Below are 25,540 nucleotides of genomic sequence, written 5' to 3' on the forward strand. Positions count from 1 at the left end.
CGATGGAACTGGTGGACATGCCCCCCGAGCAGGATATCCACCAGTACATCGCCGAACGCATCATCGAGCTCGTTCCGCGGGCCCATGTGTTTGTTATATCCTACGACGAGGCCAGCCGGCAGTTCACCGTGCAGGCTCTCCGCGACCGGGAGATTCGAGATACCCTCACGACGATACTGGGAATGGATCCGGTCGGACTGACGTACCCGCTGACAGAGATCTTCTCGCATCCCAAAAGGGGGGGGGCGCCGTCGAGCCTGCTGACGGGGGAGGATCTGTAAGTACGATTTCTAGCCGGAGATCGGGCCGGAGGGGATGTCTTTGAACGAGATCTGTTTCCGGCAGATCCCGGGAGAGCTCTGTGACGAGATCTGCCGGACGCTTCCCATCGGAAAGGTCTACTTCATCTTTCTCGTCTGGGGCGAACAGCTCTTCGGCAATGTCGGGATCTTCCTGCCCCCCCGATGCGGTGCTCGAAGACCGCCAGGCCTCCATCGCGATCGCCCGGCGGCAGACCGAGGACCGCCTCCGCCGCAGCGAACGGCGGTTCACCGAGGTGCTCGATGCTTCCCCGGTCCCGGCCGCCCTTGCGCAGGCGGACGGGCGCTACACCCTCCTCAACCAGAAGTTCACCGAGCTCCTCGGGTATACCCTGGCGGATATTCCTGCAGAAGAAGAGTGGTTCGAACGGGCGTTCCCGGATGCGAGCGAGCGAGAGGAGGCGGCCGCCGCCAAGGTGTGCACAGGGCGGGTGTGGTGCAGGAGCGGCGAGGAGAAGACCGTCCGCTTCCGTGCGGTCCCCCTCAGCGATGGGACCCGGTATGTCGCCTGCGAAGAGGTTTCAACTCCCCTGCAGCGGCTCCGCGGCGGAGCCTCCTGCCGCAAAGAGGAGCCTCATCTCTCCCGCTCGTAGATCTGGACACCCCCTTCATCGTATATCCGGTTCAGGCCCCCAGGGGGGAGGCTGACGCTGTAGCGCTCCCGTTCGAGGTCGCCGACATAGAGCAGGGTCATACCGTATTTATCCATAAGCGGGATCGTCCGGTGCGGGTCCTCGTAGATGGCCCGGATATCCTCCGGACGCTCTTCGTACCAGCCGTCGGGATTGCCCCGCCAGGTGAACTCGTGAGCCCGCTGCCCCAGGATGGTGGGGATGCCCGTGAACGTCGACACCCGCGAGTAGTAGGTGTAGTCTCCGTTCTCGGCCTCCACGATGCGGTGGCTGCCAGGCAGGCCTTTCAAGTAGGCGATGGCGGCAGCGTCCCCCGGATGGACGCCCTCCAGGTAGGCCGAACCGTCCAGGGTGTGGTAGCCCGAGGGGTACTGGATGCCGAGGAGGCCCCTGCCGATATCGATCGGGAGCGCGAACGGCGCGATCAGCAGGGCGATGGCAGCCCCCGCCGCTGCCAGGCGCTGCACAGCGGGGGTGAAGAGCGGCCTCCGCTGGGAGAGGCGCGCGCCCGCGACGAGCAGCGACCCGCTCCCGAGGAGCACCCAGGAAACGAAGTAGAACTTGAATACCGTGTTGAAGCGGCTGTAGTCCCCTCCGAGCCTCTCCTGGAAGTAGAAGATCTCGCAGAAGATGAGGGCGGACAGCCCCGCCACGCAGAGGAACTCTGAAAACGCGTGTTTCCCCCTGCGGACGAGGTAGAGGAGCGGCACCAGGGCAACGGCGAGGGAGCAGTAGCCGGCAAAGAGGAAGGGTAGGCCAGAGAGGAGATATCCCGGGGACTGCGCCATATCCCGAGCGCAGTCCAGGTAGAGTACAAGCAGGAAGAAACCCCACACCCCGAGAAAACTCACCGGATCCGTCGGCCCGAAACCGGAGCCGATGCCCTCGATACCGGAGGGCTGCAGGTGCAGGTAACAGGGGAGGTACCAGCAGAGCGCGATCGGGGGGACGAGGAGTGCAGGGGTCCAGGCGCTGGAGTGCGGTGCATCGCGCCGCGCCCGGAGCCGCTGGTAGAGAACGAATCCCAGCACGAGCGGGCCGTAGACGAGGGCATCCCAGGCATTGAGGAGGGGCATCGTCCCCAGGGAGAGCGAGAGGAGCAGGACGAGATGCAGTCTCCCGCGAAGATCCAGATCAACCCATCGGTGCCATGCGAACGCCAGGAGGAAGAGGAGGAGGAGCTGGTTGAAGATCCCGATCTCGAACGCGTGGGCGTTGCCCAGGAAGAGGGAGAAGAGCGGGAACTCGAAGCGCCCGCCGGCGATCAGCCAGTTGGTGCGGTCCAGGGCACCGTAGAGGCCGCAGCCGGAGCCGAGGAACCAGAGCACGGATGGCGGGATGGCGAAGAGCACCGCGAGCGGGAGCCACCTGTGGCGGGGAAGGATCAGGTCCCCCAGCGCATACAGCATAACAAACGAGACCCCGAACACGGTCGGCAGGATGAGGTTGAACGCCACTTCGGAAGGAGCGGAGACAGCGATGGCGAGTGCCCCCATCGTGAAGTGGCCCAGGTAGTAATAGATACTCAGGTCCCCGCCGACGAACCAGGGATCCAGCGGCGGGATCTGGGGGTTCAGCATGATGCCGGCCAGGAAGGCATGGTTCATGAACTGCTCGCTGAAATGGCTGATTGCGGGGTTGACGAACCGCAATCCGAGGGCGAATGCAAAACCGAGCAGGAAGAGCGCATCCCAGACGGCGAGACCCCGCAGCGCTTCGCGGGAATATCCGCCCCGCACAATGCCGGAGATCGCCAGGCCGATGAACACGAGCAGGGAGAGCTGGATCGGGAGCCGCAGGAGGGCGAGATACCAGCTGCCCAGTGCGAAGAGGAGGATCGAGAACGGAAAAGCGGCTGGATAGGCGTACTGCGAGAGCGTGGATCGGAGGTGGGGCCAGACGCTCATCTGGAGCAGTTTGATGAGCCCTGCCCATGCCAGAACGCAGTATGCCTGGGAGATGCCATCCATGGCTCAGGTGTTGCTCGTTGTAGAATTGCAGCAGCTCCTGCCCCGCGTCCCCCGAAGCTCGTCCCGGTCCGCGGAGGAATTCTTCCGGCAGGCAGGCATCGAACCGCTTCACTGCCGCTCTATTCTTGACCTACCTCGATCCCTTCACCCGGGGCGAGCACCGCCACCCGCATGTCGGTCGTCCGCTCGATCGCCCGGCGGAAACTCTGCGCATCCTGATCGATGACGGGCCAGGTGCCGTAGTGCATGGGTATGACCAGCGGTGCGCCCACGAACTGCGCCGCCATCATCGCCTCCTGCGGCCCCATCGTGAAGTGCCCCCCGATGGGAAGCATGACGACATCCGGGCGGTAGAGCTCCCCGATCAGCCTCATGTCCGAGAAGAGCGCCGTGTCGCCGGCATCGTACACTGTCACGCCGTCCATGCGAATGACGAAACCCGCCGCAAGCCCGCCATAGAATCCCCGTCCGCCGCTCTCCAGCCAGGAGGAGTGAATGGCCGGTACCATCGTGGCGGAGATCCCGTCCACGTTCACCGTTCCGCCGATGTTCATCCCCACGGCCGGTATCCCCTTCTCCGCGAGGAACTTGGCAATCTCGTTGTTGCAGACGATCTTCCTACCGAGGGCGAGCGCGTCCCCCAGGTGATCCGCGTGGCCGTGCGTGACGAAGACCAGATCGGCATCCTGCGGGGGGCGGCCGTTCGGGACGAAGGGATCGATCAGGAGCTTCCTGCTGCCCTCCAGGTAGAAACAGGCATGTCCCAGCCAGGTGAGTCTCATAGGGAGAGATGAAGCTCCCGTGCTCTAAAAAAGTTGTGCCGGGTCTATCCGATATCGATCAGCTCGGCCTCCGTGATGTCGATGGCCTCGCCGAGCCCGTCCACCGTCACCCCCCGCGTCATCTGCTGGGTGAGGTCGCGGTCCTCCATCACGTCCCGGATGCGCTCAAGGTAGTAGTCCAGGGTGTGGTCCTGCTGCTCCTCGATCACGTGACGGTACTCCCGCAGCGTCGAGGGACTCACACCGAGCTCGTCGCTGACCTCCTTCATGGTCTTGCCGGATTCAAGGAGCGCTTCCAGGGAGGTGCGGTCAAACGGCATCTTGAAGTCCAGCTCCCGGAAGAGCTTCAGGCGGACACGCGCCCGCGCCACGGTCTTGGAGAGCTTCTCGTCTCCGAGCAGCCTGGCGATCTCGGTGTCGTTCTTGCCATCCTGGAAGGCCATGATCAGTGTGGCGAGCTGCCGGGGCGTGAGCTTGGTCTTGAAGTAGCCTTTGTCGAGAACTTCGCGCATGATGAGCGCTATCTCGCGCTCGATCGCATCCCTGTCCCGAAGGGATCCGTGGATCTTCTTCATCGGCTCCACGATCTTCGTCTTGCTGGTGATGTTCTCGAAGAGCTGCAGCAGCTGTTTTTTCCTCGCGTCTTCTGGCATTTCTTGATCCCTTGTCGCTCTGTATTAACCGAATTTAATAAGCCCCCTCGTATATAATGGTTCCCATTGGATGACGATCTCTCCAGCGGGTCGAGAAACGGCCCCGATCTCCCTGCGGAAGTCCTGGAAAACGGCATGCGGCATGGGCGGGGCGCCTGGAGGGGGCAGCGGTATCGGTTCCCGTTCCTGCCCCGGAATGCTTCATCTTCTTTCCGTTTGGCGCTTCTGAACCCCCCTCGAAGCGGACCCTGCACCGCTGCGGGCTGTCTGTCCGCAGGCGGGGACGATCTCCCCATCGTCCCCTGCGACCCCGTCCGTAGAAGGAGAGGTTTGGTGCCCGGGATGCGCATGCCGCACGATCAGCCCGTGGAAATGCCCGCGCGGGGAGGGGCGGACTGGCGCCGGAGCGCGTTTCTCCCGAGAACAATGACGGGTCCCAGTCTGCGCGACCACACTTTCTTCTTCGTCTGTTCGGATTGCCGGTGCACGGACCGGGCGGCGTTTGGGATTCGCCTGGCCCCGAATCCCTGTGTCGCCGTTCGCTCCGCGCGCGCCCTCACGACCGCTCGATGTTGTCGGGGGACACCATCCCCGGATACTCCTGCTTCCCACGCTTCCCGAAGGTGCGCTTGGCACCGGTCCAGTTCCGCGCTCCCGGGGCAGGCGGAGCGCACGCGATCGTGAACGCATCCCGGACGCGTCGGGAACGCCCCAGTCGTCGCGGCGGTCCGCGAGGGATCCCTCCGGACCGGAGCGGCAGGACTGCAGATCGCGGGACAGGGAGTCATCGCGTCCTCCCACCGGAAGGTACCGCACACGCAGGGTGAGATCCCTCCCCGGGTACAATCGTTCCGCTGCCGGGGTTCCGGAGGGACCGGACCCGGTCACGGGAAGGGAGAGGCGGATTCCCTCCTGGATCGGCTGTTGATGCATCCCGCGGACAGATCCCGCCGCTGTCGGAACTCCCAAGCGGCCCGGTGCCCCGAACCGATTCGCCCGGGATCCGTTTGATCCGTCGCCGGGGACGATTGGATCCGCCGTCGCGCACGCGCTCGGGCAGACCTGCCCCGGGGGGGGGCGGCCTCCCGCAGGTGCAGGCGGCGCCCCCTATCGTCCGCCCGTATCGGCAAGAACCGGCATCGACCGGGATGGCCTTCCGCCCGGGGAGCGCACGCAATCGCCCCGCCGGTCGCCCGATTCCCGAATGACCCCTTCCGTCCCCGGCGCGGCGAAGGATCCCTAAAAATGCTATAGACATTTTAATGTCCGCCGCAGAAATATCCTTAAGAGACCATGGTGAAAGAGACCGATACCTACGAGAAGGTGATGGAGCTGGCGCGGCGCAGGGGTTTTGTCTGGCCGACCGCGGAGATATACGGCTCTGTCGCCGGTTTCGTGGACTATGGACCCCTCGGTGCGATGATGAAGCGGCGCATCGAGAATGTCTGGAGGGAATTTTACGTCGTCCAGGAGGGCTACTACGAGATCGAGAGCCCCACCATCGGCATCGAGGAGATCTTCATCGCCTCCGGCCACGTGAAGGGGTTCGCGGACAAGATGGTCCAGTGCCCCCACTGCCGGGAGTACCTGCGGGCAGACCACTGCGTCGAAGACGGGGGCGGGTGCAGCGCCGCCTCCCTTTCCGCCGAAGCCCTCGCGGAAGCGCTGCAGTGCCGCCCCTGCCCCTCCTGCGGCGAGATCCTCGGTCCGGTGCCGGTCTTTGAGTTCAACCTGATGTTCGAGACGAGCATCGGGCCCGGTGCGCAGCGGAAGGGCTACCTACGCCCGGAGACCGCACAGGGCATGTTCACCCTCTTCCACCGCCTCCTCCGCTTCTACCGCGACCGTCTCCCCTTCGGAGCGGTCCAGATCGGCAAGTCGTACAGAAACGAGATATCCCCCCGCCAGGGCATGATCCGCCTGCGGGAGTTTTCGCAGGCGGAGGCGGAGATCTTCGTCCATCCGCTGGAGAAGCGGCATCCCGCATTCGGGCGGTACGCGGACTACGCCGTGGATCTGCTGGGCATCCGCGAGCAGCAGGCGGGGATACCGCCGATCCGCATGACCATGGCGGATGCCGTGCGGGAAGGGTGCATCGCCAACGAGTACGTCGCCTACTACATCGCCCTCACCCACCAGCTCCTTGTGCGGATCGGCGTCGATCCGAAGCGCCTCCGTTTCCGGCAGCACCTCTGCGAGGAGCGGGCGCACTACGCGACGGACTGCTGGGACGCGGAGATCTTCTCCGACCGCTTCGGCTGGGTGGAGATCGTGGGCATCGCGGATCGGACGGATTACGATCTGCGATCCCACGCGAAGCAGAGCGGGGTGCCGTTCACGGTCTTCGTGCCCTTCCGGGAGTCCCGCCGCGAGCGGAGACGACGCGTCGTCCCGGACATGAAGAGGCTCGGGCCCCTCTTCCGCGAGCGGGCGAAGGAGGTGGGCGAAGCGCTGGCGGCTGCGGAGCCGGGAGAGGAGGGGGCCCGGGTCGAGATCCGCGGCGAGAGGATGCTGATCCCGCCCGACTGCTACCAGGTGCGGGACGAGGAGGTCGAGGTGCGCGGCGAGGAGGTCGTCCCCCACGTCATCGAGCCCTCGTACGGGATCGACCGCATGCTCTACGCGGTGCTCGAACATTCCTACGGGGAGGAGATGGTGGAGGGCGAGATACGCCGCGTCCTCCGTTTCCCCCCGCACGTGGCCCCGATCCAGGCGGCGGTCTTCCCGCTCGTCAACCGCGACGGACTGAACGAGATCGCAGAAGAGGCCGCCCGCTCCCTCACGTCCAGCGGGATCCTCGCCGAGTACGACGATGCAGGGGCAATCGGACGCCGTTACCGCCGCCAGGACGAGGTCGGCACGCCCTACGCCGTCACGATCGACTACGATACGAAGGAGGACCGCACGGTCACGCTCCGGGAGCGCGACAGCATGGAGCAGGTCCGGGTGCCGCTGGACGCCCTCCCGTCGCTCCTGAACGCGCTCCTGGAGGGTCGGCGGACGTTCGCCTCCCTCCGCCCATGAAGACGGTCACCCACCCGCTCATCCGCCCCGAAAGCCTCGAGGAGCGGCGCTACCAGTTGTCCCTCGCCCTGCGGGCGCTGGACGGCAACAGCATGATCGTCCTCCCCACCGGACTGGGGAAGACCGCGATCGCGCTCCTCGTGGCAGCGTCCCGGCTCTACACCGAAGGGGGCAAGATACTCTTCATCGCCCCCACGAAACCCCTGGTTGAGCAGCACCTCCGCTTCTTTCGCAGGTTTCTCCTCCTGGACGGGGACGGAGACTTCTCCATGTTCACCGGTGAGACGCATCCCCAGGAGCGGAAGGAGCGCTGGGAGGCGTGCCGGGTCTGCTTCGCCACTCCGCAGGTTATCAAGAACGATCTCATCGCCGCCCGCTACAGCCTCCGCGATGTCTCCCTGCTGATCGTCGACGAGTGCCACCGCGCTGTGGGCAACTACGCCTACGTCTACCTGGCGGAACGCTACCGGCGGGACGCCCGATCCCCGCTCATCCTGGCGATGACTGCATCCCCGGGGGGCGACAGCGCACGGGTGCGGGAGGTATGCGAGAATCTCGGTATCCGCGTGGTGGAGACCCGCACCGAGGAGGACGAGGACGTCCGCCCCTACGTCCACGAGCGGGAGGTGCTGTTCGTCAACGTCGATCTCCCGGAGCCGCTCGCGCAGGCAATCCTGGACCTGAACGACCTTCTCGAGTCCCGCCTCGATCACCTGAAGAGGCAGAACTACACCGTCCCGCGGCGGGAGCGGCTGAGCATGCGGGCGCTGGAGCTGATCAACGCCCAGATCCAGAGGAGGATCCGGGAGAAGGACCGCTCCGCGTTCCTGGCCGCCTCCGTCTACGCGGAGTGCATGAAGATCCGCCACGCGATCGCGCTCGCCGAGTCGCAGGGGAGCGTGGCGCTCTCGCGCTACCTGGAGAAGCTCACCCGGGAGGCGACCTCCGGCAGGGGCTCCAAGGCCAGCCTGCGGCTGGTGCGGGATCCGCTCTTCCAGAGGTTGCTGGAGCGGTCCGCCGCGTGGAAGGGCGAGATGCACCCGAAGCTCCAGATCATCCTCGACCTGGTGCGCCGCCAGCTGGAAGGTTTTCCGGAGAGCCGGATCATCATCTTCGCCACCTACCGGGATACGGTCCAGCTCCTGGTCGATCACCTCATGGCAAACGGCTATCCGGCCAGGCGGTTCGTCGGCCAGGCAGCGAAGGATCAGGAGAAGGGACTCTCCCAGAAGATGCAGATCGAGCTCCTGCAGCGGTTCCGGGCGGGGGAGTTCAAGGTGCTGATCGCGACCTCCGTCGGCGAAGAAGGGCTCGATGTGCCCTCCACCGACATGGTGATCTTCTACGAGGCCGTCCCCTCGGAGATCCGCAGCATCCAGAGGAAGGGGAGGACCGGGCGGAGCGGCGCCGGGCGGATCGTGGTGCTGGTGACCCGCGGCACTTCGGATGAGGTCTACCGCTATGTCAGCCAGAGAAAGGAGGAGGCGATGGTGGAAGGGATGCGGGCGATGCGCTCCGACGCCGTCCGCCAGCAGAACGCGGGCGGCCGCCAGCTCTCCATCTCGACCTTCGTCGAGGAGGAGGGGCCGCTCGTCGTCGTCGACGATCGCGAGACCGCGTCGCGGGTGGTCGAACACCTGGAGAGCCTGGGTGCCCGCATCCGACTGGAGCGGCTGGACGTCGGCGATTATGCCGTGGGGGAGCGGATACTCGTGGAGCGGAAGACCGCCCGTGACTTCATGGACACCCTGGTCAACCGGGATCTCTTCGGGCAGCTGCGGGCGCTGGCGGACGCCGCCCTTCGCCCCGTGCTCATCATCGAGGGCGGCGACCTCTACGGCATCCGGGATATCCATCCCAACGCCATCCGGGGCACACTGGCGGCCATCGGGGTGGACATGGGAATATCCGTCTTCTTCTGCCGGGACGAGGCGGAGACCGCGGAGATGCTCTGCGTGCTGGCCCGGCGGGAAGAGGAGGGGCCGGGGGGCGAGAGGAAGATCCACCACCGCAAGGCGTCCCGCACGCCGCGGGAGCAGCTGGAGTACATCGTCTCTGCCTTCCCCTCCATCGGGCCCAGGAACGCACGGATCCTGCTCGAGCACTTCGGATCCGTCCAGGCGATCACCAACGCCGGAGAGGAGGACCTGCGGAAGGTGAAGGGGATCGGGGAGAAGAGCGCCGAGCAGATCTTCGAACTCTCCCGCCGGAAGTACCTCTAGCCGATCTCGCGGAGGGCGGCAATCCCCTCCCGCAGGCACTGCATCAGCAGGAGGCAGCGGTTCGGATCCGGTTCGGCCTGGATGCGGCGGCAGAGCTCGATCAGGGTCTCCTGCAGCGCGACCTCGATGGCCGGATTTTCAGCTGCCCTCCGTTCCCCGGCATGGGGAGCGGCTGCAGGGGGAACGGGCGCCTCCGCCGGCTGCTCCTCGTCCCGGGGATGTTCGCAGACGACGCAGCATGTCCTGCCCTTGTACTCGAAGAGGGGGGAGCCGCACTCCGCGCAGGCGCGGGAGAGCATCTTCCCGCCCTTCAAAAGGTATTCAGCCATGATCTCGTCGGGCGCTTTCATTCGCACGCTCCGGATTATCTTCGTGAAATTATATATGCCTGGATCAGATTAATAGTAAGGGGGAAGTTCGTATGGCGAATCCAGCAACGACAATAAACGCATGTGTCCAGATGCTGTCCCAGATCATGGAGGACACCAGCATTCCGCGGAACATCCGCCGCGTGGCAGACGAGACGCGCAACGTTCTCACCGACGACTCCAAGACGATCGGCCTCCGGGCCGCGACGGCAATCTCCATGATCGACGAGGTCAGCAACGACCCCAACATGCCGGTGCACGCCCGCACCCGAATCTGGGAACTCTGCTCGCAGCTGGAGACGATCCCGCTGGATTGAATCCCATCCTTCTTTTCCGATCAGGCCCCCGCGCGGTCCGGCGGGATGAACCTGTAGCGTGGCCAGAGAATTCGGGCACGGCTTGCGATCCGGTGCGCGAACCGCTGGGGATCCGCACATGCCGCTTCGAGCTCCGCCAGTTTTCCGGGGCGGCAGCACTGGATGAGGCTTCGCAGGGCGGCGATCGCCGAGGGGTAGCAGTTGAGGGGATCGTAGTCCACGCAGCCGACGCCCGCCCGCTCCGCCCGCGCGAGGATGGCGGAGAGCGACTCATCCGAGTCCCCGATCCCGGGGATGACGGGGGAGATGAAGACCCAGGTGCGGATGCCCGCCGCCGCGAGCGCGGACAGGGCATGGAAGCGGCGGGACGGCGGGGAGGCTCCGGGCTCCAGGAGGCGGGCGAGGTCGTCGTCGGCGGTCGTGATCGAGAACCCGACCTCGACGTCCGCCATGCCGCGCAGAACGTCCAGGTCGCGGAGGACGCCGTCGGATTTCGTGAGGATGGAGACCGGCATCCGGGTTCGGCTCAACCGCTCCAGGCAGGCCCGGGTGAGACGGTACTGCTGCTCCGCGGGCTGGTAGGGGTCGGTGACGCTGGAGAGCAGCACCCGCCCCTCTCTTCTCCCCCCGGCGATCTCGCGGGCCAGGCGGTCGGCGATGTTGGTCCTCGCCTGGACGAAGGATCCCCAGGGCTCGGCGGTGCGGAGGAACCGCTTCATGAACGCCGCATAGCAGTAGACGCAGCCATGGCCGCACCCGCCGTATGGGTTGATGCAGTAGTCCGCGCCGGGGATCCTCGAACGGACCAGGGCGCTGCGGCACTGCCGTTCCGAGAGCGTTGCCATGCCGCTCCCGCTCATCCCATCACCGTGCAGGTGACGGTGCGGCTGCGGCTTGAGCGGACGTCCAGCTCCAGAAGGACGATCTGCTGCCAGGTGCCGCAGCCCAGCTCCCCGCCCGCGAGCGGCAGCGTGAGCGACGGCCCCACGATCGCCGCTTTCACGTGCGACCGCCCGTTTCCGTCCCCCCAGGCGCGGTCGTGGGCGTAGGGGATGTCAGCGGGGGCGATGACCGAGAGCGCCCGCCGGAGATCGGAGAGCACGCCCGGCTCGAACTCGATCGTGGTGATCGCCGCCGTCGATCCCGTCACGAATACATGGACGATCCCGTCGGCGATTCCGCTCTCGCGGACGATCCGCCGTACGCCGGGGGTGAGGTCGACGATATCGCCCTCGCCCCGTGTGGTGATCTGCAGGGTATCCCGATACATGGTACGCGGTAATCGGTTGCGGATACGAAAGTCTTTCGGAAGAGGGGGGACCTACTCCTCGTCCGGGCGGAGCAGCGCGACCCCGACCACGCGGTCGCCCTCGTCAGGGCGCATGACCCAGACCCCGCGGGTGTTCCGCCCCTGGATCGGGATGTCCGATACCCGGATGCGGATCACGTTCCCCATCGCGCTCATCACCAGGATCTCGTCCCGCTCGGAGACGGCCAGGGTATCCACCACGGAGCCGGCCCCCTCGCGGGGGATGTTCCGCACGCCCAGCGAGCCCCGGCTGTAGCCCCGGAACTCGTCGAACGGCGTTCTCTTCCCGTAGCCCACGTCCGTGATGGTGAGGAGGGTGTCCTTCTCGACGATCGTCATGCCCTGGACGCTGTCGCCGCGGCGGAGGCGGATGCCCCGCACGCCCATCGCATTCCTCCCCATCGCCCGCACCGACATCTCGTGGAAGCGGAGACTCTGCCCGTTGCGGGTGGTGAGGATCAGTTCCTTCGTGCCGTCCGTCGGCTTGACGTCGACGAGCGTGTCCCCCTCCCGCAGTCGGATTGCGTTGATCCCGGAGGGTCTCGGGCGGGCGAACTCGTCCTGCGGCACCTTCACCACCTGCCCGCTTCTGGTGGCGAACATGAGGTAGCGGTCGGGGCGGAAGGTGCGCAGGGGTATCGCCGCCGTGATCAGCTCGTTCTCATTCAGGTTGAGCAGGTTCACGATCGCTTTCCCCTTGCTCGTGCGGCTCCCCTCCGGAATATCGTAGACCTTGATCCAGTAGGCCCGCCCGTTCGTCGTGAAGCAGAGAAGGTAATCGTGCATGGACGCGACGATGATGTCCTCCACCGAATCCTCGTCTTTTGTCACCATTCCGAGGACCCCCTTGCCGCCGCGCCGCTGGTTGCGGTAGGTCTCCAGGGAGATCCGCTTGATGTAGTTCTGGGTGGTGATGGAAAGGATCACCGGTTTGTCCTCGATCAGGTCCTCCCTGTCCAGGATCTGGGCGTCCCCGACGATCCGGGTGCGGCGATCGTCGCCGTAGGTCTCTCCGATCTCGACGATCTCCTCGCGGATCACCTGCAGGATGTTCCTCTCGTCGGACAGGATCTCCCTGATGCGCCGTATCTCGGCGTCGAGCGCCTTCTTCTCGTCAGCGAGGCGGTTCCGCTCCAGGGCTGCCAGGCGGCGGAGCTGCATCTGCAGGATCGCCTCCGCCTGCGCCTCGGAGAGGGTAAAACCCGCCATCAGCGCTGTTTTCGCATCCTCCGTCGTCTCGGACGATCGGATGGCGGCGATGACCGCATCGATCCGCTCCAGGGCGATCAGCAGCCCGGAGAGGATGTGCACCCGCTCCTCCGCCCTGCGGAGTTCGAACAGGCTCCGCCGACGCACCACCGCGCGGCGGTGGTCGAGGAACTCGCGGATCAGGTCCGGCAGGCCCAGGTAGCGCGGCTGCCCGTCCACGATGGCGAGATTGATGATCCCGTAGCTGCTCTGGAGCGCGGTGTGCTTGTAGAGCTGGTTTAAGACGACGTTCGCCATCGCCCCGCGGCGCAGGTCGATCACCACCCGCACCCCCTCCTTGTCGGACTCGTCGCGGATATCGGAGATGCCGTCGATCCGTTTCTCCTTCACGAGAGCGGCGATGCTCTCGATCAGCCTCGCCTTGTTCACCTGGAAGGGGAGTTCGCGGATGACGATCCGGGCGGTCTTCTCGTCCGCCTCCTCGATCTCGGCGACTCCCCGCACGATCACCTTCCCCTGTCCGCTGGCGTAGGCCTCGCGGATGCCGTCCGTTCCCGTGATGATCCCGCCGGTGGGGAAGTCGGGACCCGGAATCACCGTCATGAGTTCGTCGACGCTGCACTCCGGATCGTCGATCATCCGCACGACCGCGCTGCATACCTCCCGCAGGTTGTGGGGGAGCATGCTGGTCGCCATTCCGACGGCGATCCCGCTGCTCCCGTTCACCAGGAGGTTCGGGATCCGCGCCGGAAGAACCGTCGGCTCTTTCGTGGAGCCGTCGAAGTTCGGGACGAAATCGATGGTGTCCTTGTCCAGATCGTCCAGCAGCTCCTCGGCGTAGCGCGTCAGCCGCGCCTCCGTGTAGCGCATCGCCGCCGGCTCGTCCCCGTCGATGGACCCGAAGTTCCCCTGACCGTCGACGAGCAGGTGACGGTAGGCGAACGGCTGCGCCATCTTCACCAGGGTGTCGTAGATCGCCGCGTCGCCGTGCGGGTGGTACTTCCCCATGGTGGCGGCGACCGCCCTTGCACTCTTGCGGTAGGGTTTATCGCTGGTGTTCCCCTCCTCCCACATCGCGTAGAGGGTGCGGCGGTGGACCGGCTTCAGGCCGTCACGCACGTCCGGGATCGCGCGCCCGATGATCACGCTCATCGCGTAATCGATGTAGGAGGACTTCATCTCGTCCTCGAGGCGGACGGGGATGACCTCCTGGCGCGCCGACGGCCCGGGGGGGTCAGCCCGGCGCCTAGATGTCAAGGTTGGTCACCTCTTTCGCGTGGCGGCGGATGAAGTCACGGCGGGCGGCAACGTCGTCGCCCATCAGCTTCTCGAAGATCTCCTTCGCGTACATCGCGTCCTCGATGTAGACGCACTTCAGGATGCGGTGCGCCGGATCCATCGTGGTCGACCAGAGCTGTTCAGCGTTCATCTCCCCGAGACCTTTGTAGCGCTGGATCGTAACCCCCTTCTCGCCCCACTCCGCCAGGATACCCCGCAGATCCTCATCGCGGTAGGCATAGCGCTCCTGTTTGCCCTTCGCCACACGGTAGAGGGGGGGCTGGGCGATGTAGACGTAGCCGTTCCTGATCAGGTCGGGCATATACTGGTAGAAGAAGGTCAGGAGCAGAGTGCGGATGTGCGCCCCGTCGACATCGGCATCGGTCATCAGCACGATGCGGTGGTAGCGCAGGTGCTCGTCCGAGAACTTGTCCTGCACGCCGCAGCCGATCGCCGATATGAGCGCCTGGATCTCGGCGTTTTTCAGGATCTTGTGCTCCGTCGCCTTGATCACGTTCAGGATCTTCCCACGAAGCGGCAGGATCGCCTGGAACTGCCGATTCCGCGCCTGCTTGGCGGAGCCCCCCGCGGAGTCCCCTTCGACGATGTAGAGCTCGCTCTTCTCGGGGTCCCGTTCCGAGCAGTCGGCCAGCTTCCCCGGCAGGCTGGAGCTCTCGAGAATGCTCTTCCGCCGCGCGAGCTCCCGTGCGCTGCGGGCCGCCTCCCGAGCCCGGGCCGCCGCGACCACCTTCTCCACGATCGCGGCGAGCGTCTTCGGGTTCTCCTCGAAGTACTCCAGCAGGCACTGGTAGACCAGGGAGTCGACGATCCCGCGGATGTTGCTGTTCCCGAGGCGGGTCTTCGTCTGCCCTTCGAACTGCGGGCTGGCGACCTTGAGGCTGACGACGGCGGAGAGCCCCTCGCGGACGTCCTCGCCCCGGATGGCGATATCGTTCTGGCGGATGAGGTTGTTCTTCCGGGCGGCCGTGTTGACGGCGCGGGTGATCGCGCTGCGGAACCCCTCCAGGTGCGTCCCGCCCTCGCGGGTATGGACGCTGTTCACGAACGTGAGCACCTGCTCGCCGTAACTCGCGTTGTACTGGAGGGCGACATCGACCTCCACCTGGTTCTCGGCGTCCACCTTCTGGAAGAAGATGATGTCGTCGTGGATGGGGTTCTTCTCCGTGTTCAGGTAGCGCACGAAATCGCGGATGCCTCCGTCGTAGAGGAACGTGGCAAAGTCCCCCGTCCGCTCGTCCAGGATGCGGATGCAGAGCCCTCTGTTCAGGAAGGCCAGCTCCCGCAGGCGGGAGGCGAGCACGTCGTAGTCGAACCGCGTCTCCTCGAAGATCTCCGGGTCGGGGCGGAAGCGGATGCGGGTGCCCGTCATCCGCGGGGGATGCTCGGAGTCATCCGCGCACGACGCCCCGTAGCGATACTCCATCCGCTTCGCCAGCCCGGCAGGCGTCTCGACCTTCTCCAGAAGCTCCCCCTTCGGCACGCCCCGCTCAAACTGCATCGAGTAGACCCGCCCATCGCGGTAGACGTGCACCTGCATCCAGGAGGAGAGTGCATTCACGACGGAGACGCCGACGCCGTGAAGCCCGCCGGACACCTGGTAGGTGCTCTTGTCGAACTTCCCGCCGGCGTGCAGCACGGTAAGAACGATCTCGAGAGCGCTCCTGCCGTACTGGGGCATGGTGTCGACCGGAATGCCCCGCCCGTTGTCCTCGATGGTGCACGATTGATCCCGGTGCAGGGTGACGAGGATGAGGTCGCAGTGGCCGGCGAGGGCTTCGTCCACCGAGTTGTCGACGACCTCGTATACCAGATGGTGAAGCCCCCGTTCATCCGTACTGCCGATGTACATGGCGGGCCGTGTGCGGACCGGCTCCAGTCCTTCTAGTACGGTGATATGGGATGCATCATAGGTTTCATTCATCAGGAGCCTCCGGAAAAGGGAGAAGATCCTCAATTCGAGAATGAGGATGCTTCGCGGGACATTTCACGATATATATTGGTGTTTAGAGCACTTATAGGTAATTGGAGCGTCCTAATCGTAGGCGCCGGCATCCGGATCGGCGATCCCGAGTTCCCTGTCGATGGCGATCGCCAGGCGGTTCATGAGCCGGATCACCTCTGCATAGTCCTCCCTGTCCATGGTGCCCGGCTGGTGCCAGATCACCCGTTTCCGGAACTGGGCGAGCAGGGTCTCCACCTCCGTTCCCTTGAACTGGGGGGGCAGGACGAACTCTTCGAGGTGGTCTGCAGCTCCGTAGAATGCCTGATCAGGGGGGAGGGCGAAGTGCTTTGCAAGCAGTATCAGGTTGACCACGAAACCTCTTCCGAACTTGCTGGTCATGAGTAGTGCTCTTCTCCGCCGGCATGAAAAAGGTGATGCAATGCACCCGCACCATTCAGGCCAGGATGTAGACCGCGATGGTCCCGATCACGATATAGCCCAGGGCGGCTGCCAGGATCGCCCCTTCCCGGGGCGTGAGGGGACTCTTTTTCACGAAGATCTGGGAGTCCTGCCCGTAGCCCCGCGAGAGCATGGAGAGGTAGGTGCGTTCGCCCTGCTCGTAGGAGCGGATGAAGATCGTCCCTATGGTGTAGCCCAGCTGGCGGAGGCGGTAGCGGTAGGAGAGGTTGCGGTCGAATGGGTCGAAGCAGCGGGTCTCCAGCGCCTGCTTCACCTTGAGGAAGATGTAGGCGAAGACGAAGAGGTAGCGGACCATCATGCCCATCGCGAGCGAGAACTCTTTCGGGAACCCGAGGCGCGCCGCCCCCTCGATCAGCTTCTGCATGGTGGAGGTGGAGGAGAGCAGGACGATGAACGATACGCTCACGATGAACTTCGTAAAGAGGATCGCGGCGAACTCGACGGACTCCGCGTAGATCACCAGCCCCGGAGGGAGCGTTGCCAGCGGATGGAAACTGGCGTAGTAAGGATTTTTAAAAAAGATCTGGAAGACGACGAGGAAGATGCCGAACGGCAGGATGAGCAGCAGCCGTTTCGCATAGGCGCCCGGCGGGAGGCGGGCGGAGATCCAGAACGCGATGAAGAGGATGCCGAGAACGCCGCCGAGCGTGAAGACCGCCGGCGTGTAGGGGAACGCGACGACGGCGACGATCGCCGCAAGGCAGACGATCAGCTTCACCCGGGCGTCCATGCGGTGGACGGCGCTCGTCCTGTAGGCGTACTTCTCGATGTCGAAGATCTCGTCGATCATGGCCGCGCCCGGAATGCCTGCAGGAATACCCTCACCGCGTCGTCGTAGCTGTATGCCATGGAGATCTCGATCCCCTGCTCCTGCAGGGAGCGGATCAGCTTGGGCAGGATCGGCACGTCCAGGCGGCACCGCGCGAGGAGATCCTGCCGCACGAAGATCTCCTCGACGGTGCCCTCCGCCACGATCCGCCCGTGGTCCATGATGTAGATGAAGTCCGCCATCTCCGGCACCAGGTTCACCTGGTGGCTGGAGAAGATGACCGTCATCCCGTACCGCTCGGGGAGCGTGTTCAGAAACCCGATGAGGTCCAGCACCCCCTGCGGATCGAGCCCGGCGGTCGGTTCGTCCAGCACCAGCACCTGCGGCTCCATGGCGATGACGCCCGCGATGGCGACCCGTTTCTTCTCGCCGCCGGAGAGATGGTGCGGCGCCCGATCGCGGATGTGCTCGAGCCCGACCATGCGGAGCGCCGCTTCCACCCGGTGCTCGATGGTCTGCGGGTCGAGGCCCAGGTTGGTCGGGCCGAAGGCGACGTCCTGCTCCACCGTCGGGGAGAAGATCTGGTCGTCGGGGTGCTGGAAGACGAGCCCCACCATCTTGCGCACCTCGCGGATGTTCTCGCGGGTGATGGGCTCGCCGTGGATCAGCACCGAACCGGCGGTGGGTTTCAGGATTCCGTTGAAGTGTTTGAAGAGCGTACTCTTGCCCGCCCCGTTGGCCCCGAGCACGGCGATCCGCTTCTTCCTCTCGGCGACGAAGTTCACGCCCTCGAGTGCGGTCACCCTGTTAGAATAGCGGTAGAGGAGATCCCGGGTCTCGATGAGGTGCATGTGCGGTAGACAGGTATGCGAAATAGGGTAATTAGGTTATGTTTTCTGGCGCGATGCGGCCCGCGAGATGCCCAGCCCGAGCAGGAGCACGATCAGGGTCCCGAGAACGATCGCGGCGACCTCGCCGGATTTGTCCAGGCCGGCGATGGTGTAGTCCGGGAAGGGGGACTCCCAGGTGAAGTCGTTCCCCGTCATCTGGACGACCTCCTCCTCGGCGAGGGCTGCCCGCTCCTCGTCGAGGTCGTCTCCCCGGATCTCCTTCGCGCCGAAGATGCCGAAGAATGCGCTTTCCAGTCCGTCGGGGTTGCCGGAGGCCAGAAACGGCGCACTCGCGGCGATGATCAGCGCCACGGCGACACCGATCAGGATGAACCTGCTCCGGTCCATCAGGCGGTCACCCCCGCGGTATCCTTCAGGATGTCAGGACGGGCCGCCGAGATCAGGTAGAGGGCCGCCACCGTGATGCCCCCCTCGACGAGCCCGATCACCGCGTGGTAGAGGCCCATGGAGGCGAGCCCCAGCACGAGCGGGAACGTTCCGGCCAGGGCGAGTTCTATGGCAGTGAGGATCGCCGCCAGGAAGAGGGCGGCCCAGCCTGCGGCGAACGCGGAGGCGTAGGGATTCCGGATCAGCCGGTTCAGGCCGTGGTACGTGTAGTAGCCGACGAATCCGCCAACGACGCCCATGTTGAGAATGTTCGCCCCCATGACCGTGATCCCGCCGTCCCCGAAGAAGACGCCCTGCACGATCAGCACCAGGGTGAGGATGAATATGCCCGCAAACGGTGACCCCAGGACGATGGCCGCCAGGGCAGCACCCGCCATGTGGCCGCTCGTCCCCCAGGGAATCGGTATGTTCATCGCCTGGATGGCGAAGATGCCGGCGGCGAGCACGGCGACGAGCGGCACCTTGTCCTCGCTCATCTCCCGTTTTGCCCACCGCAGCGAGAGTGCGATGAATACGAGCGCCGCAACCCAGTAGACGGCTGCCTGTCCGATCGGTATGAACGCATCCGGAATGTGCATGGTTCACCACTTCTTACCTTATTTTTAACTAGTAACACCAAGTATCATAAAAAAGTTGTTGTTTAGCAGTTTTATATACCGATCCGGATGGAAGTATGCCGCCAGGGGGTACCGCCTCTGGCGGAATCCTCACGAAGCGGGGACCTGCTCCGGTTCGGCGGGCATCTTCGCGGGAGAGGGCTGTCCCCTCCTCCGTGTGGTAGGGCGGATGCAGGGAGACCCCTGCAGCCCTGCGGTACGGTTCCCCGCACCACTCCGAGAGGAGGACCCCGATCCTCGGAACCGAGGATTATCCGCGCGATGCATGAAAACGCGGTTCCCCGAATAGCGGGACCGCGTTTTCTTCGTCTGCGAGCTCCGGTTCCTGGCCGTCCACAGAGCCGCCGGAGCGGGCACCCCGTCAATGCGGGTCCGCCCGCACACCGGCTCGAAACAGCGTCCCCAGGATGCGTATGAGACCGGGCCTTCCCGCCAGCTGCCGGAGCAGCCGGCTCGGGCGGTCCATGTCGCCGTACTGCACGATCGCCGCCAGGATCCCGGGATCGTTCAGCCGCGCCAGGATGCCGTCCAGCTCGCCATCGCTCATCCGTCTGCGGAGGGACAGGAGACGCATGCCGACCTCCAGCTCGTGCCCGAAGTCCTTCTTCCAGGCGGACTCGTAGGATCGCAGGGCATCGTCGTCGAACCTGCCGGATTCGCAGCATTCTGCAGCCACACGCGCGGCATGGCGGGCGGATCGGACGCCCGTGTAGATGCCGCCGCCGGAGGTGGGTTTGGGAAACCCGGCGGCGTCCCCGACGAAGAGGACACGGTTCCCGAAGGTCCTCGGCATCGTCCCGAGCGGGATGACGCCGCTGACCAGGGCGAGGGAGCTATGCCCGAAGCGGGCGGCGAACCGCTGGAACCGCTCGCGGACATCGCGTAGGCCGCAGAGCCCCACGCGGGCCCGCCCATCCCGGACCGGGATCGCCCACCCGAAGAAATCGGGGGAGGCGTGGGGATGGATCTCCACCAGGTTCGGATCGAGATCGCAGGGCATCTCGCACTGGAGCCCGGAGAGGTGGAGCCGGGGCCTCTCCATCCCAAGCAGGCGGGCGATGGTCGAACGGGGCCCGTCAGCGGCGATGAGGATGCGGAAGGGTATCTCCCTCCGCTCCCCCCGCTCCTTTACCGTCAGGGTGCTGCCGCGGATGGCGCAGGCATAGGTCTTCAGCGCGAACTCGGCGCCTCTGTCGGCGGCGATCCGGGCCATCTCCCGGTCCATGACGCCGCGGTCCACGACGAAAGCCCTGGTCGTTCCGGCGTCGAAGGCGAGGGATGCGCCCCCGCCATAGCAGATCCGCGCCCCCCGCACACGGTTCTGGACCGATCGCTCCGATACCCCGCACTCCCGGAATGCCTGGCAGGAGAGGAGCCCGGCGCACTGCACGGGGTGCCCGATGGCGGCGTGCTCCTCGATGCAGAGGGTGGAGAGCCCCGACTCGGCGCAGGATCGGGCGGCGGCGCTCCCGCAGGGGCCGGCACCCACCACCACCACGTCGTACACGATCAGACAGGTGTGGGGTTCGTGTATATACATGCAGCGCCTCTCCGCCGAAAGGATTCACGGGATGCAGAGATCCGCTGGAGCCGGAGAGACCCCGGCGGAGTCGAAATGGTCGAAATTGGATACTACCTGGACTGCGAGGAGCACGGCCCCCCCGACCTTATACGGAACGCCCGGATGGCAGAGGAGGGTGGGTTCTCTCATGCGACGATCGCGGACCACCACCCCTGGACCAGCGCCGGGGGGCAGAGCCCGTTTGCCGGGAGCGTGCTCGGAGGGTTCTCGCAGGCGATCTCGCGGATGCGGATCGTGACGGGAGTCACCTGCCCGACGGTGCGCTATCACCCGGCCCTCGGAGCCCAGATGGCCGCGACCATGGGGGTCATGATGCCCGGGCGGTTCACGCTCGCCGCGGGATCGGGAGAGTACCTGAACGAGCATATATACGGAGATAAGTGGCCTCCGGCGCCGGTGCGGATCGAGACGCTGGCGGAGGCGGTGGGCCTTATCCGCACTCTCTGGCAGGGCGGCATGCAGGACTACCATGGCTGGTACTACACGGTTGAAAATGCCCAAATCTTCACGCTCCTGGAGGAGAGCCTGCCGATTGCCATCGCCAGCGAGGGCAGAAGTCGGCGGATCTCGGCGGGCGGATCGGAGACGGTCTGGTGGACCCCGCCCTCCACCCGGAGATGATCGTCCAGACCTTCCAGGATGCGGGCGGGCGAGGCAGGCCCTGTTATGTCGAGTTCTCCGCCTGCTATGCCGCCGAAGAGGGAGAGGCCCGGCGGACCGCCCACGCCCGGGCAGAGGCCGTCTGAGCGGTGCGGGAGATCGGGAGCCGCCGGCGGGCAACCGCCACACTGGCTAAACCCTGTGCCGCAGCAGGAGTCCTGTGCGTGCTCCTGTCCACTGGCCAGGATTGACACGATGTTCATGAAGGTGCGGGTATGGGTCAGCAGGACGGGCGCAGGGGCTCCTGCCCGGTGCGTCACCGGAGGGATGCCGCAGGCGACCGGGGGCATTCGGATGCGGGATGACGTGCCCGATCGTTCTCTGCCATCCGGCGCTCGCGGCACAGAAGGCGGAGCGGCGGTCAGGCTGCCGGATCGATACGAGCTCGTTATCGGGACGGGGAGAAGCGGAACGAGCCTGTGGTCGGGGACGGTTATCCGACGTCGGGTTCGCGTGCGCCCGGACGCGCCGCGCGAGGCGCCATCATCCGCGCCTCTGGAAGGGGGAGGTGCAGGACGGCACCCGCTACACCGCGATCAACGCCCGGATCTTCGATCTGCCCGACATCCCGCCGAGCGTCGAGGCTGTAAAGCAGAAGCCGGAAGAGGCCGACGTTCCGCTTCTCGGGAGGGAGGGGAGACCCTGCCGCCTGGAGTTCTGCATCTGCTGAGCGCGGGGCGAGAGCCAGGCGAAGAAGACCGCCTGCGAATGGCCCCCATCGTGGCGGGCGAGGGCGAGACTGACGGGCTCCTTCCCACGGACTTCGGGCAGGTGCAGCCGCCATGCCGCACGACGTGGCCAAGAGACGGATCATCGGTCCTGACGGGCCCGGACCTGGAGCTCTTCATCCGTTCCCCCGCGAAAGAGCCTGCCCGAGTTCCTCCGCGCCTGTGCCGCTGCGGGAAAGGGGGCGCAGCCGGCTCCCGACAACCCATATTTTTAAGGAGAGCGGCTCCGTACAGTACACCCGCAATGGCTGACGACCTCATGTTCGCCTGGAAGCAGTGCATCGTTGTGCGGGGCGATCTCCGCATGGGCTGCGGAAAGACCTGCGCCCAGGTCGCCCATGCCTCCATCGCCGCCTACGAGCGGGCGGACAAAGACGTGAAGCGGAGCTGGCTCGCCGAGGGGCAGAAGAAGGTCGTCCTCAAGGCGAAGGACGAGCGGGCCCTCCTGGAGCTGCGCACGATCGCCGAGGCGGCCGGCATATCCGCCGCCCTGATCCAGGACGCCGGGCTCACCGAGATCCCGCCCGGTACGGTGACGGCGCTCGGTCTGGGCCCGGCGAGATCCGAGGCGCTCGACCGCGTCACCGGCGGGCTTCCCCTGCTATGATGGAGAGCCCCCATCCCCTGGAGCAGAGTCTGGGCATGCATTACTACGGGACCGACACGCCGGGGATCGGCGGTGTGCTCAAGAGGGTTCCCGGGGACTTCGTCGTCGATGAGATCCCCACCCCCCCGGCAGGCGACGGCCCGTACCTCCTCGTCCGCCTCACGAAGGAGAACTGGGATCTCCAGCACGCCGTCCGGGAGATAGCGAACCGCCTCGGGATCAGCCACCGCCGCATCGGATGGGCGGGGACGAAGGACAAACGGGCGGTCACCACCCAGGTCATCTCGATCTACGACGCCGATCCCGAAGACGTGGAGCGGGTGCGGATCCGGGACATCTCCCTCACCGTGATTGGATGCGCCGCCCATCCCGTCGCGCTCGGCATGCTCGCCGGAAACCGCTTCGCGATCGCGATCCGCGAGTGCGAGACGCGGGATCTCCCCGAACGGGTCGGAGAGGTTGCCGCCTCGGTCCCCGCCGGGATCCCGAACTACGTCGGCATCCAGCGCTTCGGGGCGATCCGCCCCATCACGCACCGCGTGGGGGAGTTCATCCTGCGGCAGGACTACGCGGGCGCGGTGCTCGCCTACGTCGGAGAGGCGTTCCCCCACGAACCGCAGGAGATACAGGCTGCCCGCAGGGACTACAGCCGCACTCTGGATGCCCGGACGGCGCTGCAGGCGTTCCCGGTGCACCTCTCCTACGAACGGTCGATGCTGCACCACCTGGACGCTCATCCCGCCGACTACGCGGGCGCCCTGCGCCAGCTCCCCCCCAAGCTCCTCTCCATGTTCGTCTCCGCCTTCCAGTCCTACCTCTTCAATCTCGCCCTCACACGGCGGCTGTCGCGCGGCATCAGTCTCTCCACGCCCGTTCCGGGGGACACCCTGCTCTTCCCCGACGGGAGGGGCGATGCCGTGACGGACCAGAACCGCCTTGCCGCCGCCCTGCAGGTGCGGAGAGGACGGGCGCGCATCGCCATCTTCATCCCGGGCTCGAAAGGCGGGGAGGGGAGGAGTCCGTGCCCGATCATGCGGGAGCTGCTCGATCTGCACGGCATCACCGCGGAGGATTTTGCCAGCGCCCAGAAGTTCGTGAAGGCAGCGTTCGAAGGGGCCAGCCGCCCCATCGCGCTCGCCACACGGCTCGATGCCCGGGTGGACGGGGATACCGTCCACCTGGCGTTCACGCTCGAGCCCGGGCAGTACGCGACCACCGTCTGCCGGGAGTTCATGAAGTCGGACCCGCTGACGATGGTCTGACCCCTGCCAGGCTCCTCGCACCCGCGATGGCATCGTAGAGGTTCCCGAACTGGTCCACCAGACCGATCCGGAGCGCCTCCTCCCCGCGTATCACCCGCCCGTCCCCGATCAGGTCGCGGGAGACGTTCCGCTGCTCCAGGATATCGGCGATGAACCGTTCGTAACTCTCGTTCACCAGCGCCTGGGCGTAGGCGGACTCCTCGTCGCTCAGCCCCCGGTAGGGGGAGGTCATGTCCTTCCGGCTGCCGGACTTCACCACCTCGACGGCGATTCCCTCTCTCTCCAGCCAGCCGCTGATGTTGTAGAAGGTCCATGTGGTGCCGATGCTCCCCGTCAGGGTGTCGGGGCTGGCGTAGATCCGGTCGCCGTGGGCGCTGACGTAGTATGCCGCCGAGGTGGCCACCTCCCCCATGGAGACCACGACCGGTTTGCGGCTGCGGGCGTACTCCATGTCCGCCACGATCTCCTGGGCCGCGGCCGGCGAGCCGCCGGGGCTGTTCACCCGCAGCACGATCCCCTCGACCAGCGGATCGTCGGCGGCTTCGCGCAGCTGCCGTCCCACGTACTCGCTGCCGACAAACCCGGAGACCGCAAAGTCGCCGGTGTGGATCTCCCCCTCCAGCGGGATCACGACGATACTCCTCTGCTGCGTGTAGGCGAAGAGGACGGCGCCACCGACGGCTGCTGCAAGCAGGAGAACTGCCACGACGACGATCGTTGGGATCCGCGATCCTCTCTTCTTTCTTCCGCCATCGATCCGCGCAACCTGATCATCCAGATATCCCACGGGAGTCCTCCCGGTACTGCACCTCGTACTCGGTCACCAGATTACTGCCGCACAGATAATACCTCTTCAATCGCAGGCGAATCATCTCGTCCTCGGAGTCGATGTGCATCCCGCCCACGAGTGAGGGCGTATCGGATCCCCCGACGATGAACGGGAGGTGGATCAGGCGTATCTCGTCCACCAGGCGGTGCTGGAGCATGTGCCAGTTCAGCGTCGGTCCGCCCTCGATCATCATGCTGCGGACGGAGAAGCGGTCGTACAGGATTCGCATGAGGAGAGGGAGGTCCACCCGCTGCCTGCCCGCCACCACGACCTCCGCCCCCCGCTCCCGCAGCGCCTCGACGCGGTCGGCGGGGGCATCCTCGCTCACGGCGATGAGCGTGGGGGCATCCCTGTTGAGGACATTGGCGTCCAGCGCGATATCGGCGCGGCTGCTCGGGATCACGCGCATCGGGCTCTTTCCCGGGACCAGACGCACGGTCAGATAAGAGTTGTCGATGCGTATGGTATTGGATCCCACCATGATGGCGTCGCACTTCGCACGCGTCTGGTGGAGCAGCACCTCGGTCTCCGGCGCCATGTATTTCATGAGGATCTTGCTGGAAGCGCCCCGCTTCAGCGTGAGTTTGCCGTCGGCCGTTATCTCGGACATCATCAGAACGTAGGGTCGCCTGGTCCTCTCTGCCATATCTATTCGATTGAT

26 protein-coding genes are annotated in these 25,540 nt (G+C 65.6%); 10 read left to right on the top strand and 16 right to left on the bottom strand.

Going from position 1 to position 25,540, the window contains the following annotated elements:
* Together QMC96_10875 and QMC96_10880 are read left to right on the top strand one after the other, a co-directional pair.
* A partial coding sequence (locus tag QMC96_10875; GenBank protein ID MDI6877258.1) for a hypothetical protein occupies positions 1-281 on the top strand: 281 nt, incomplete at its 5' end.
* Between the two features lie 158 nt (positions 282-439).
* Positions 440-913, top strand: coding sequence for a PAS domain S-box protein (locus QMC96_10880; protein MDI6877259.1), 474 nt, complete (start codon positions 440-442; stop codon positions 911-913).
* Here the strand turns inward: QMC96_10880 and QMC96_10885 are convergent.
* From QMC96_10885 to QMC96_10895, 3 genes are all read right to left on the bottom strand, one after another.
* Entirely contained in the window at positions 895-2,922 is a 2,028-nt protein-coding gene (locus tag QMC96_10885) for a DUF2298 domain-containing protein (GenBank protein ID MDI6877260.1), read from the bottom strand. The two genes, QMC96_10880 and QMC96_10885, sit on opposite strands and share 19 nt — an antisense overlap.
* 119 nt (positions 2,923-3,041) lie before the next feature.
* Complete coding sequence (locus tag QMC96_10890) at positions 3,042-3,704, bottom strand: metal-dependent hydrolase (protein ID MDI6877261.1); 663 nt, start codon at positions 3,702-3,704, stop codon at positions 3,042-3,044.
* Between the two features lie 44 nt (positions 3,705-3,748).
* Complete coding sequence (locus QMC96_10895; GenBank protein MDI6877262.1) at positions 3,749-4,357, bottom strand: response regulator receiver protein; 609 nt, start codon at positions 4,355-4,357, stop codon at positions 3,749-3,751.
* 1,293 nt (positions 4,358-5,650) lie between these two features.
* On the opposite strand from QMC96_10895, the gene glyS reads away from it, so the two are divergent.
* Together glyS and QMC96_10905 are read left to right on the top strand one after the other, a co-directional pair.
* A complete protein-coding gene (gene glyS / locus QMC96_10900) occupies positions 5,651-7,381 on the top strand; it encodes a glycine--tRNA ligase (GenBank protein MDI6877263.1) in 1,731 nt (576 codons plus the stop codon).
* Positions 7,378-9,603, top strand: a complete 2,226-nt coding sequence (locus QMC96_10905) for a DEAD/DEAH box helicase (GenBank protein ID MDI6877264.1) — start codon at positions 7,378-7,380, stop codon at positions 9,601-9,603. Before glyS ends, QMC96_10905 begins: the two co-directional genes overlap by 4 nt.
* On the opposite strand, the gene QMC96_10910 is transcribed toward QMC96_10905, so the two are convergent.
* Entirely contained in the window at positions 9,600-9,953 is a 354-nt protein-coding gene (locus QMC96_10910; protein ID MDI6877265.1) for an autoantigen p27 domain-containing protein, read from the bottom strand. The two genes, QMC96_10905 and QMC96_10910, sit on opposite strands and share 4 nt — an antisense overlap.
* Positions 9,954-10,024: 71 nt before the next feature.
* Here QMC96_10910 and QMC96_10915 point away from each other — a divergent pair, with 71 nt between their 5' ends.
* Entirely contained in the window at positions 10,025-10,288 is a 264-nt protein-coding gene (locus QMC96_10915; protein MDI6877266.1) for a UPF0147 family protein, read from the top strand.
* A 20-nt stretch (positions 10,289-10,308) separates the two neighbouring features.
* Here the strand turns inward: QMC96_10915 and QMC96_10920 are convergent, their stop codons facing one another.
* From QMC96_10920 to QMC96_10965, 10 genes are all read right to left on the bottom strand, one after another.
* Positions 10,309-11,133: a radical SAM protein gene (locus QMC96_10920; protein ID MDI6877267.1), complete on the bottom strand. Its 825-nt coding sequence runs from the start codon at positions 11,131-11,133 to the stop codon at positions 10,309-10,311.
* An 11-nt stretch (positions 11,134-11,144) separates the two neighbouring features.
* On the bottom strand, positions 11,145-11,558 hold the full coding sequence (locus QMC96_10925; protein MDI6877268.1) for a secondary thiamine-phosphate synthase enzyme YjbQ: 414 nt from the start codon (positions 11,556-11,558) through the stop codon (positions 11,145-11,147).
* A 51-nt stretch (positions 11,559-11,609) separates the two neighbouring features.
* On the bottom strand, positions 11,610-14,063 hold the full coding sequence (gene gyrA / locus QMC96_10930; protein MDI6877269.1) for a DNA gyrase subunit A: 2,454 nt from the start codon (positions 14,061-14,063) through the stop codon (positions 11,610-11,612).
* Entirely contained in the window at positions 14,053-16,026 is a 1,974-nt protein-coding gene (gyrB, locus tag QMC96_10935) for a DNA topoisomerase (ATP-hydrolyzing) subunit B (protein ID MDI6877270.1), read from the bottom strand. Before gyrB ends, gyrA begins: the two co-directional genes overlap by 11 nt.
* Positions 16,027-16,137: 111 nt before the next feature.
* The gene (locus QMC96_10940) at positions 16,138-16,446 is read right to left on the bottom strand and encodes a hypothetical protein (protein ID MDI6877271.1); all 309 of its coding nucleotides are present in this window, start codon (positions 16,444-16,446) and stop codon (positions 16,138-16,140) included.
* A 55-nt stretch (positions 16,447-16,501) separates the two neighbouring features.
* Positions 16,502-17,317 carry a cobalt ECF transporter T component CbiQ gene (cbiQ, locus tag QMC96_10945; GenBank protein MDI6877272.1) on the bottom strand — a complete coding sequence of 272 codons (816 nt, stop codon included), beginning with the start codon at positions 17,315-17,317 and terminating at the stop codon, positions 16,502-16,504.
* The gene (locus QMC96_10950) at positions 17,314-18,147 is read right to left on the bottom strand and encodes an ATP-binding cassette domain-containing protein (protein ID MDI6877273.1); all 834 of its coding nucleotides are present in this window, start codon (positions 18,145-18,147) and stop codon (positions 17,314-17,316) included. Before QMC96_10950 ends, cbiQ begins: the two co-directional genes overlap by 4 nt.
* 36 nt (positions 18,148-18,183) lie before the next feature.
* The gene (locus QMC96_10955) at positions 18,184-18,534 is read right to left on the bottom strand and encodes a PDGLE domain-containing protein (GenBank protein MDI6877274.1); all 351 of its coding nucleotides are present in this window, start codon (positions 18,532-18,534) and stop codon (positions 18,184-18,186) included.
* Complete coding sequence (cbiM, locus tag QMC96_10960; protein ID MDI6877275.1) at positions 18,534-19,172, bottom strand: cobalt transporter CbiM; 639 nt, start codon at positions 19,170-19,172, stop codon at positions 18,534-18,536. Before cbiM ends, QMC96_10955 begins: the two co-directional genes overlap by 1 nt.
* A 400-nt stretch (positions 19,173-19,572) precedes the next feature.
* Positions 19,573-20,751, bottom strand: a complete 1,179-nt coding sequence (locus QMC96_10965; GenBank protein MDI6877276.1) for an NAD(P)/FAD-dependent oxidoreductase — start codon at positions 20,749-20,751, stop codon at positions 19,573-19,575.
* Between the two features lie 75 nt (positions 20,752-20,826).
* Here QMC96_10965 and QMC96_10970 point away from each other — a divergent pair, with 75 nt between their 5' ends.
* From QMC96_10970 to truD, 5 genes are all read left to right on the top strand, one after another.
* Positions 20,827-21,414, top strand: a complete 588-nt coding sequence (locus QMC96_10970) for a TIGR03557 family F420-dependent LLM class oxidoreductase (protein ID MDI6877277.1) — start codon at positions 20,827-20,829, stop codon at positions 21,412-21,414.
* Complete coding sequence (locus QMC96_10975; protein ID MDI6877278.1) at positions 21,411-21,539, top strand: hypothetical protein; 129 nt, start codon at positions 21,411-21,413, stop codon at positions 21,537-21,539. Before QMC96_10970 ends, QMC96_10975 begins: the two co-directional genes overlap by 4 nt.
* Positions 21,540-21,961: 422 nt before the next feature.
* Positions 21,962-22,123, top strand: coding sequence for a hypothetical protein (locus tag QMC96_10980; protein ID MDI6877279.1), 162 nt, complete (start codon positions 21,962-21,964; stop codon positions 22,121-22,123).
* A gap of 302 nt (positions 22,124-22,425) precedes the next feature.
* Positions 22,426-22,788, top strand: a complete 363-nt coding sequence (gene pth2 / locus QMC96_10985) for a peptidyl-tRNA hydrolase Pth2 (protein MDI6877280.1) — start codon at positions 22,426-22,428, stop codon at positions 22,786-22,788.
* A complete protein-coding gene (truD, locus tag QMC96_10990) occupies positions 22,785-24,050 on the top strand; it encodes a tRNA pseudouridine(13) synthase TruD (protein MDI6877281.1) in 1,266 nt (421 codons plus the stop codon). Before pth2 ends, truD begins: the two co-directional genes overlap by 4 nt.
* Here truD and sppA read toward each other — a convergent pair.
* Together sppA and QMC96_11000 are read right to left on the bottom strand one after the other, a co-directional pair.
* A complete protein-coding gene (gene sppA / locus QMC96_10995) occupies positions 24,019-24,837 on the bottom strand; it encodes a signal peptide peptidase SppA (GenBank protein MDI6877282.1) in 819 nt (272 codons plus the stop codon). The genes truD and sppA overlap by 32 nt on opposite strands.
* The gene (locus QMC96_11000; protein ID MDI6877283.1) at positions 24,821-25,525 is read right to left on the bottom strand and encodes a dihydrofolate reductase family protein; all 705 of its coding nucleotides are present in this window, start codon (positions 25,523-25,525) and stop codon (positions 24,821-24,823) included. Before QMC96_11000 ends, sppA begins: the two co-directional genes overlap by 17 nt.
* Between the last annotated feature and the right edge of the window lie 15 nt (positions 25,526-25,540).

This window comes from Methanomicrobiales archaeon (genome assembly GCA_030019205.1).
Lineage (GTDB): Archaea > Halobacteriota > Methanomicrobia > Methanomicrobiales > JACTUA01 > JASEFH01.

What these genes read in the sequence shown, in the direction of transcription:
- gyrB (MDI6877270.1), bottom strand. Translation starts at nt 16,026, where the DNA reads ATGAATGAAACCTATGATGCATCCCATATCACCGTACTAGAAGGACTG.
- QMC96_10940 (MDI6877271.1), bottom strand. Translation starts at nt 16,446, where the DNA reads ATGACCAGCAAGTTCGGAAGAGGTTTCGTGGTCAACCTGATACTGCTT.
- QMC96_10915 (MDI6877266.1), top strand. Translation starts at nt 10,025, where the DNA reads ATGGCGAATCCAGCAACGACAATAAACGCATGTGTCCAGATGCTGTCC.
- QMC96_10905 (MDI6877264.1), top strand. Translation starts at nt 7,378, where the DNA reads ATGAAGACGGTCACCCACCCGCTCATCCGCCCCGAAAGCCTCGAGGAG.
- QMC96_10975 (MDI6877278.1), top strand. Translation starts at nt 21,411, where the DNA reads ATGATCGTCCAGACCTTCCAGGATGCGGGCGGGCGAGGCAGGCCCTGT.
- pth2 (MDI6877280.1), top strand. Translation starts at nt 22,426, where the DNA reads ATGGCTGACGACCTCATGTTCGCCTGGAAGCAGTGCATCGTTGTGCGG.
- QMC96_10910 (MDI6877265.1), bottom strand. Translation starts at nt 9,953, where the DNA reads ATGAAAGCGCCCGACGAGATCATGGCTGAATACCTTTTGAAGGGCGGG.
- QMC96_10920 (MDI6877267.1), bottom strand. Translation starts at nt 11,133, where the DNA reads ATGGCAACGCTCTCGGAACGGCAGTGCCGCAGCGCCCTGGTCCGTTCG.
- QMC96_10925 (MDI6877268.1), bottom strand. Translation starts at nt 11,558, where the DNA reads ATGTATCGGGATACCCTGCAGATCACCACACGGGGCGAGGGCGATATC.
- QMC96_10895 (MDI6877262.1), bottom strand. Translation starts at nt 4,357, where the DNA reads ATGCCAGAAGACGCGAGGAAAAAACAGCTGCTGCAGCTCTTCGAGAAC.
- QMC96_10970 (MDI6877277.1), top strand. Translation starts at nt 20,827, where the DNA reads ATGGTCGAAATTGGATACTACCTGGACTGCGAGGAGCACGGCCCCCCC.
- truD (MDI6877281.1), top strand. Translation starts at nt 22,785, where the DNA reads ATGATGGAGAGCCCCCATCCCCTGGAGCAGAGTCTGGGCATGCATTAC.
- QMC96_10890 (MDI6877261.1), bottom strand. Translation starts at nt 3,704, where the DNA reads ATGAGACTCACCTGGCTGGGACATGCCTGTTTCTACCTGGAGGGCAGC.
- QMC96_10950 (MDI6877273.1), bottom strand. Translation starts at nt 18,147, where the DNA reads ATGCACCTCATCGAGACCCGGGATCTCCTCTACCGCTATTCTAACAGG.
- QMC96_10955 (MDI6877274.1), bottom strand. Translation starts at nt 18,534, where the DNA reads ATGGACCGGAGCAGGTTCATCCTGATCGGTGTCGCCGTGGCGCTGATC.
- QMC96_10885 (MDI6877260.1), bottom strand. Translation starts at nt 2,922, where the DNA reads ATGGATGGCATCTCCCAGGCATACTGCGTTCTGGCATGGGCAGGGCTC.
- QMC96_11000 (MDI6877283.1), bottom strand. Translation starts at nt 25,525, where the DNA reads ATGGCAGAGAGGACCAGGCGACCCTACGTTCTGATGATGTCCGAGATA.
- QMC96_10880 (MDI6877259.1), top strand. Translation starts at nt 440, where the DNA reads ATGTCGGGATCTTCCTGCCCCCCCGATGCGGTGCTCGAAGACCGCCAG.
- cbiM (MDI6877275.1), bottom strand. Translation starts at nt 19,172, where the DNA reads ATGCACATTCCGGATGCGTTCATACCGATCGGACAGGCAGCCGTCTAC.
- cbiQ (MDI6877272.1), bottom strand. Translation starts at nt 17,317, where the DNA reads ATGATCGACGAGATCTTCGACATCGAGAAGTACGCCTACAGGACGAGC.
- QMC96_10965 (MDI6877276.1), bottom strand. Translation starts at nt 20,751, where the DNA reads ATGTATATACACGAACCCCACACCTGTCTGATCGTGTACGACGTGGTG.
- glyS (MDI6877263.1), top strand. Translation starts at nt 5,651, where the DNA reads ATGGTGAAAGAGACCGATACCTACGAGAAGGTGATGGAGCTGGCGCGG.